A 6,900-nucleotide genomic window follows, 5' to 3' on the forward strand; every position below is an offset into this window, starting at 1 on the left:
CGAGCCGCCCCCCCCCTCGACGCGGCTCACTCCTGGGGAAGCGCCTCGCGGAGCCTGCGCAGGGAGGCCGTGTTGTTGCCGAACTGGTTGATCGCGGGCGCTCCCCGGTGGGACGGGCCGTAGCCGTGCTTGAGGAAGTTGGCGAACGAACCGCTTGCGCTCAGGTCGACGAAGAAGTGGCGCTCGGGCTCCGGGAAGGCCGACGCCATCAGCTCGTCGAACCGGATGCGCTCGCGGACCACGTCCCAGAGGTAGCGCTCCCGGTGCTCCGGCGCGCCCGGGTCCACGGTCGCCGCGTGCGTGGCGGAGTACAGCGGCAGGCGTGCGGAGCGCAGTGGGACCGCCCGGGCCGCGGCCATGACGTCCGGGCGGATGGCGTCCAGGTGCGGGGAGTGGAAGGCCTGGCGGACCGGGAGGCGCACGGCGATCACGCCCTCCCGGTCGAGCCCGGCCCGCAGCTCCGCGAGCCGGTCCGCCGCGCCGCTGACCAGGAAGTTGCCGTCGTAGTTGACCCCGGCGAGGGTCACCGCGCCGAACAGGTCGGGCCGGTCCGCGAAGAGGGACGGTGCGGCAAGCACGCTCAGCATGCCGCCGTCGCCGTGCTCCGCCAGCAGCCGGGCCTGGCCCATCACCAGCCGCAGCCCGTCCTCGAAGTCCATCGACCCGGCGACGGTGGCCGCGATGTACTCCCCCAGGCTGTGGCCGAGGACCGCGTCGGGCCGCACGCCCTCCTCGCGCAGGGTCTCGGTGAGGCTGTAGCCGATGCTGTAGAGCGCCGCGTGCGTGGTGAGGACGGAGTCGTACTCCTTGCCCTTGCGCGCGTCGTCGTAGATCGCTTCCACCAGGGAGGCGCCGCCCGCCGCCCGGTGGGCCGCGCTGCAGCGGTCCAGGGTGCGGCGGAACGCCGGGTGGGTGTCGTAGAGCTCGCGGCCCATCTGGTGGTACTGGGTGCCCTGGCCGCCGTACATGAACACCAGCTCGGTGCGCGGCCGGGCGCTCACCACGGGCGCCGGGGGCTCCTCGGACAGCGGCAGCGGGTCCTTGAGGATCTGGTCGGTCAGTTTGGCCAGGACCCGGCCGGGGCCGATCTCGTGGAAGGTGCGGTACCCCTCGCCGATCAGCCAGGAGATGGACTCGTACCACTTCACGGGGCTGGATATCTGGCGCGTCAGATACTCCGCGTACCCCTGCTTCGGGTAGAGGCGGGCCGTGTAGTTCGCGACGACCGGGATCGTCAGCTCCCGCAGCTCGAACCCGGCGAGGTAGCGGGCGAACTCCTCCTCCACCTCCGTCATGCAGCGCGAGTGGAAGGCCGCGCTCACGTTCAGCGGGATGAAGGCGGCCCCGGCGTCGGTGAAGGCGGTGCGCAGTTCGGGGGCGAGCACCTCGTCGTACTCGCCGGAGACGATGCACTGCTCGCGCGAGTTGATGTTGGCGATGTCGAGGTTGCGGAACGGCAGGCTCTTGAGGATCTCGTCGACCCGCCGCTGGTCGAGGCGGACGACCGCCGCCATCGCGCCCTTGGGCGCCCGGCTCATCAGCTCGCCGCGCTTGCGCACCAGTTGGAGCCCGGTGAGGAAGTCGAAGGCACCCGCCGCGAACAGCGCGCAGTACTCCCCCAGGCTGTGCCCGGCCACCACGTCGGGCAGCTCGCCGCCCGCCGTACGGTCCAGATAGGTGAGGGCGTTGACCACGTACAGCGCGGGCTGGGTGTACTCGGTCCTGGCCAGCACCTTGTCGGGGTCGCGCAGGCAGAGCTCCTCGACGGAGTAGCCCAGGCACGCGTCGGCCTGCGCCACCAGCTCCGGGAACTTCTCGAAGAGCCCCTCGCCCATGCCCTTGTGCTGCGAGCCCTGGCCGGGGAAGACGTAGACCGATTTCATGAGTAACTCCCGTACGTTCCGAGCTGTTGGCCCAGCAGGGCCGCTGTTTCCCGCAGCAGGTGCTCCGCGACGGCGGCCACCCGGCGCTCGCGCCACTTCTCCAGCGGGGTGTCCCGTACCCAGGCGTTGAACGCGCCCATGGCCGGGCCGCAGTGGATCTGGTAGTCGACCCGCTGCTCGGTACTGCCCGCCATGGCGAGGCGGGTGGAGTGGACGAAGTACCAGCGGAAGACGAGCGCCATCTTCTGCTTGGGGCTGCGCTCGATCTCCGCGAGCCGTTCCGGGAAGCGCCGGGCGACATGGGCCCGGGTCTCGGCCCAGACCTCGTCGATGGAGCGCCGGAAGAACCTCTCCTCCAGCGTGGTGCGCGTCCGCGCGTCCAGGTCGTCGAGCGAGTCGTGGCGCAGATACAGCTCGTACAGCTTCTGGGCGCGCGCCGGGAAGAACAGCCCCTTGCGCACCGCCTGGACCTTGGCGCCGACCTCGAACATGTCCCCGGCGGGCGCGTAGTCGGTGTCGTGGACGCCGAGTTCCTGGAGGATGTCCTTGACGGCGTCGCTGGTGCCCGCCTCGACCGTGCACTGGTTGATGGATCCGGTGACGATGAAGTCGGCGCCCAGGGTGTACGCGGCGAGCGCCGCCTCCGGGGTGCCGATGCCGCCGGCCGCCCCCAGGCGCACCGGCTCCGGATACCTCTCCTCCTCGCCGATGCGGTCGCGCAGCGCGCGCATGGCGGGCATCAGCACGTAGGCGTTGCCGCCGTCGGTGTGGCCCGCCGAGTCGGCCTCGACGCACAGGTCCTGGGCGAGCGGCAGCCGCGCGCCCAGCTCCGCCTGTTCGGCGGTGACCAGGCCGCGCTCGACCAACTCCCGTACGAGCTCGGGCGGCGCGGGCCGCAGGAACCGCTCGGCGACCTCGGCGCGGGACACCTTGGCGACGATGTGGTGGTCCTGGACCACGTTTCCGGCCGCGTCGCGCGAGAGCCCGGCGAGCCGGTAGCGCACCAGGGGCAGCGTGGGGCGGATGTAGGCGGACGCCTCGACGGTGCGGACGCCGTGGCGCAGATACAGCTCCACGCTGCGCATCTCCACGTCGGGCTCCTGCGGGTTGCTCAGCAGGTTCACGCCGAACGGCTGGCCCTGGTCGAGCTCCCGGCGGATCCGGGTCAGGGCGTCGTCGATCGTGTCCAGGCCGAGGCCGCCGGTGCCGAAGAAGGAGAGCAGCCCGGCCCGGCCCATCGCGGTGACCAGTTCGACCGAGGCGATGCCCTTGTACATCGCGCCCGCCGCGTAGGCGTACCGGACGCCGTGCGCCTCGCGGAACCGCGCGCTCCCGAGCGCCTCGGGCGGCACGGTGAATTGCATGGGGGCCTCGGTGGGTCGGGGGGTTTCGACGGGCTGGGGGGTGGTTTCCAGGGGCTCGGCGGGGGCCGCCTCCCACGGGAACACGCCCTCCTCCGCGTACCGCTGGATGGCCCGGACGTTCTCCGGGTCCTCGAAGACCAGGCGGTTGGTGGCCAGCGCCGCGCTCTTGGCGTGCTCGGTCACCGGCGACAGCTCGCGCAGATACGCCTTGTACCGCGTGACCGCCTTCTTCGACAGCCGTCCGAGCCGCTGGAGGTGGGTGCGCAGCAGCGCCTCGCTGTCCGGCCCGTACGCGTCGACGAGCCCCCACTCGCAGGCCCGCGCCGCGTCGGCGGTGCGGGTCGTGGCGGCGAGGTAGTGGGCGTGCTGGAAGCCGGTGCGGCGGATCAGGAACGGGAGCACCATGGCCGGTATCAGGCCGAAGAGCAGCTCGGAGAGGCTGAAGGTGGCGCTCTCGTCGGCGATCACCACATCGCTGGCGGCCACCAGGCCGACCCCGCCGGCGTTCGCCTTGCCGCGCACGTGCGCGACCGAGAGGAAGTCGCCGTAGGCGAGGAGGCGGAACAGGTCGAACAGCGGCTCGGGGTCGGCCGCCGTGCGCCCGCCCTCCCGGACCGCCGCGCCGATCGCCCCGAAGTCGGCGCCGAAGCAGAACACTTCGGGCAGCCCTTCGAGCACCACCACGGTGGCGGACGAGCGCGAGGCGCGGGTCAGGACCTCGGTGAGCTCACGCACCAGGGTCTCGTTGAGCGCGTTGTCCGCCTCGGGCCGGTGGATCCGCACGTACCAGGTGGTGCCCTGCTCGCGCAGCCGCAGCGTGGTGGGAGCCGGTCCGTGCGTCAGCCCACCCATGCGTACTCCCGGTGGTAGTCCTTGATCTCCCGCAGGACGAGCCGGGGCCCGCTGCCGTTGCCGGTCGCGGCGACGAGGTCCTGGTTGACGGCCGTGTCGCGGGTGCCGAAGCGGATGAAGTCGCGGTCGCTCAGCAGCCGGTCGTACTCGTCCAGGGAGAGCCGGTAGCGGCCGTCGAGATGGGCCTCGATGGCCATCTCCTTGAGCCGGGCGGCCCCGTCCGGGGTGACCACGCCGCTGTAGAACTCGGAGCAGCAGCCCGACCCGTAGGAGAAGCAGCCCAGGCGCCGGGGTGCGTCGAAGCCGCCGTTGCAGACGGTGCTCGCCAGCGACAGGAAGACGGTCGCGCCCATGATGTTGCCGACGCGGCCGCAGTACTCCAGGCCCGGCATCACCCGGCGCTCGAAGTCCTCGGCGATCTCGGCGCCCTTCGCCTTGGCGACCTTGCGCATCATCGTGCGGTGGGCGCCCTTGACCATGCCGCCGAAGGGCGTGTGGAAGGCGAGGTACTGGAAGGAATCGCGGTAGTCGGCGCCCGCCACCTTCTTCTCGTACGCCCGGTAGGACTGCTCGCAGCAGTCCAGGTACGACATCAGGGACAGGTCGACGTCGCCGGACTCGCTGTCGGGGGCCGGACGGCAGGTGTCCATGACCTCGTAGCCGTAGTAGCCGCTGGCGCCCACGTCAAGCTGGAAGACGTGCGGGGTGTCGCTGATCAGCATGGCGACCGCGCCGGCGCCGCCGCTGGGCTCGGCGTACGCCCACTCCTGGGCGGCCGCCTCGTCGCCGTCCTCCAGGAGGTAGCGCGAGATGTCGGTGGCGATGACCAGCGCCTTCGCGCTCGGCGACGTCTGCGACAGGATGAAGTTGCAGGCCATCTGGAACCCGGCGGTGCCCGCGTAGCAGGCCTGCTTGAGCTCGAACATCCGGCAGTTGCGGCTCAGGCCCAGCTGGTCATGGAGATAGGTGCTGGTCGACTTGGAGAAGTCGATGCCCGACTCCGTGCAGGTGATCAGCAGCTCGATGCTGTCCTTCTCCTCGGCGCTCAGCCGGTCGAGGAGCGGCCGGGCGGCGTTGGCGCCGAAGGTCACCGGGTCCTCGAAGGGCAGCGCCACGGTCTTCTCCCTCATCAGGAGGTTCTCCAGGCGCGGGAGGTCGAGCCCCCGGTGCTGCGCCAGTGCCTTGACGTCCAGCACTGCCGAGCCGCCAAACACGTTCATCGCTTCGATACCGACGCGGGACATGACCTTATGCTCTCCGTGATTCGCACTTGCTCATGCAAAGTGCCGTGTTGATGCCGCCGAATCCCATGCTCAGGCTCAGACAGTGGTCGACCTCGGCCTCGACGGCCTCGCCGCGCACCCAGCGCAGCCGGTCGTCGATGGGCTCCAGCAGATTGCGGGTGGGGTGCAGCCTGCCGTGCCGCATCTGGAGCAGCGCGGCGACCGCCTCCACCGCCCCGGCCGCGGTGAGTCCGTGCCCGGTGATCGACTTGGTGGCGTTGACCCGGGCGCGGGTGAGCCCGGCGGCCAGCAGTGCGTCGGCCTCGGTGCGGTCGCCGACCGGCGAGGCCGTGCCGTGCGGGTTGACGTAGTCGATGTCGGCGGCCGTCAGCCCGGCCCGCTCCAGGGCCTGCCCGATCGCCCGCACCTCACCCTCCAGTGAAGGGTTCGGGTTGCGGTTGCCGTCCAGCTGGACCGACCAGCCGGTCAGCGCCGCGTACGGCTCGGCGGGCGCCGGGCGGGCGCCGACGCGCTCGACGACCAGCGCGCCGCACGCCTCGCCGAAGACGAAGCCGCCCCGGCCCGCGTCGAACGGACGGCAGGCAAGCTCCGGCGCATCCGCGCAGGACTCCGGCGCCATCGCGCCCATGGCGTGCAGGCCCAGGTACTCCCAGTACGAGAGGTCCATCAGGGCGCCCACCGCCACGCACACGTCGACCCGGCCGGACGCCACCGCCTCGGCCGCCTCGATGACCGCCAGCTGGCCGCTGGCCGAGGCCCCGCCCACGGTGTGGGCGAAGCCGCGGATGCCGAAGGCCGCCGTGGCGAGCCCGCACAGGTCGGTGTCCAGGAAGGACATTCCGTAGCTGGGCCGCAGGAAGCGGGGTTTGGCGCGGTGGCGGTCCTGGGCGAGGGTGAGCTCGCGCTGCTGGAGGTTGTTGCCGCCGACGACCAGGCCGATGCGCTCGGCGGGGACCTCGTCCAGGCGCGCCTCGGTCCAGGCCTCTTCCAGGGTGGCCAGCAGGACCTGGCCGGTGAGGGAGACGGTCCGCAGCTCACGTGCGGCCAGCCGGTTCGTCGGCGCGAAGGTGGGGATCTCCGCGCCGACGAACCGGGTGTCGGCCTGGCGGCCGGGCCGCTCCATGACGGCGAACCGGTGCGCCCCGGCGAAGAGCGCCTCGGCGAAGGCGGCCTTGCCCTGGCCGACGGCCGTGGTGACCCCCAGCCCGGTCACGGCGATCTCGGGCACGTTACCGGGCCACCGCGGTCTTGTCGGCGAGGTGCCGGGCGAGCTCGCCCAGGTTCTGCGGGCCGAACGTGTCGACCAGCGGAATCTCCAGGTTCATCGCCTCAAGGACGATCATGACGATCTCGGCGCGGTCCATCGAGTTGGCGCCGAGCGCGTCCAGCGAGTCGGTCTCCTGGAAGTCGTGCCCGTCGAGCTCGGGCAGGACCTCGACGATCGCCTCGTGGATCAGGGGGAGGATTTCTTCGCTCTTCATAGTCACACCATCACTAGGGGAAACAGGGGGAACACGGGAACAGGATTCGGTGGGGACGAGGCAGGGGGGCGTCCGG

General features: G+C 71.4%; 5 protein-coding genes. All 5 read right to left on the minus strand.

Annotated elements, in window-relative coordinates:
• Window positions 1-26 precede the first annotated feature (26 nt).
• From fabD to OG965_RS03610, 5 genes are read right to left on the minus strand one after another with little or no spacing between them, the layout of a single operon-like run.
• A complete protein-coding gene (gene fabD, locus OG965_RS03590) occupies window positions 27-1,883 on the minus strand; it encodes an ACP S-malonyltransferase (RefSeq protein WP_371649011.1) in 1,857 nt (618 codons plus the stop codon).
• The gene (locus tag OG965_RS03595) at window positions 1,880-4,099 is read right to left on the minus strand and encodes an enoyl-CoA hydratase/isomerase (RefSeq protein WP_371649013.1); all 2,220 of its coding nucleotides are present in this window, start codon (window positions 4,097-4,099) and stop codon (window positions 1,880-1,882) included. Before OG965_RS03595 ends, fabD begins: the two co-directional genes overlap by 4 nt.
• Window positions 4,087-5,343 carry a hydroxymethylglutaryl-CoA synthase family protein gene (locus tag OG965_RS03600; protein WP_371649015.1) on the minus strand — a complete coding sequence of 419 codons (1,257 nt, stop codon included), beginning with the start codon at window positions 5,341-5,343 and terminating at the stop codon, window positions 4,087-4,089. Before OG965_RS03600 ends, OG965_RS03595 begins: the two co-directional genes overlap by 13 nt.
• Window positions 5,344-5,347: 4 nt before the next feature.
• Window positions 5,348-6,571, minus strand: a complete 1,224-nt coding sequence (locus OG965_RS03605) for a beta-ketoacyl synthase N-terminal-like domain-containing protein (RefSeq protein ID WP_371649016.1) — start codon at window positions 6,569-6,571, stop codon at window positions 5,348-5,350.
• A gap of 1 nt (window position 6,572) precedes the next feature.
• Entirely contained in the window at window positions 6,573-6,824 is a 252-nt protein-coding gene (locus OG965_RS03610; RefSeq protein ID WP_190093451.1) for an acyl carrier protein, read from the minus strand.
• Between the last annotated feature and the right edge of the window lie 76 nt (window positions 6,825-6,900).

The organism is Streptomyces sp. NBC_00224 (genome assembly GCF_041435195.1).
Classification (GTDB): domain Bacteria; phylum Actinomycetota; class Actinomycetes; order Streptomycetales; family Streptomycetaceae; genus Streptomyces.